Source organism: Mesorhizobium sp. M0074 (assembly GCF_040322975.1).
Lineage (GTDB): Bacteria > Pseudomonadota > Alphaproteobacteria > Rhizobiales > Rhizobiaceae > Mesorhizobium.
In genome coordinates, this window is record NZ_JAMYUM010000098.1 from 1 (window position 1) to 626 (window position 626).

Annotated in this window: 1 protein-coding gene; it reads left to right on the top strand. The window is 62.0% G+C overall.

The window, feature by feature from the left end; translation table 11 throughout:
* Nucleotides 1-626, top strand: a 626-nt coding sequence (locus tag NKJ73_RS34135) for a recombinase family protein (RefSeq protein ID WP_352572790.1), incomplete at both ends; no start/stop codon positions are given.

Sequence of the window (626 nt, forward strand, 5' to 3'; positions counted from 1 at the left end):
GGTTGGTGCGGTCCTCGCCATTGAAGCCTCCCGGCTGGCCCGCAATGGCCGGGACTGGCATACGCTCATCGAGTTTTGCGGCCTTGTCGGAACGCTCATCATCGATGAGGACGGCATCTACGAACCGCGTCATCCCAACGACAGGCTGCTGCTCGGCATGAAGGGCACGATGAGCGAACTGGAGCTTTCGATCCTGCGGGCCCGCTCGATCGAAGCCCTGAAGCAGAAGGCACGACGGGGCGAACTTTTCCTGACGGTGGCGATCGGTTACGTCAAGTCGGGCCGGAACCGGGTCGAGAAAGACCCGGACCTGCGGATCCGCGAGGCGATCGATCTTGTATTCCGGCGTTTCGACGAACTGCAGAGCATCCGGCAGGTGCATCTGTGGTTGCGCCGCGAGGGCATTATGCTCCCTGCCGTAAATTACACGCGCGCGGCGGACAGGGCGATCGTCTGGAAGCTGCCCGTCTACAATACGGTGCACCACATTCTCACCAACCCGATCTACGCCGGCGCCTATGCGTTCGGGCGAACCTGCAGCAAAGTCACCATAGAGGCCGGACGCAAACGGATTTTGCGTGGGATCAGGCGCGATCGCGCCGACTGGGAGGTCTTGCTCATCGACC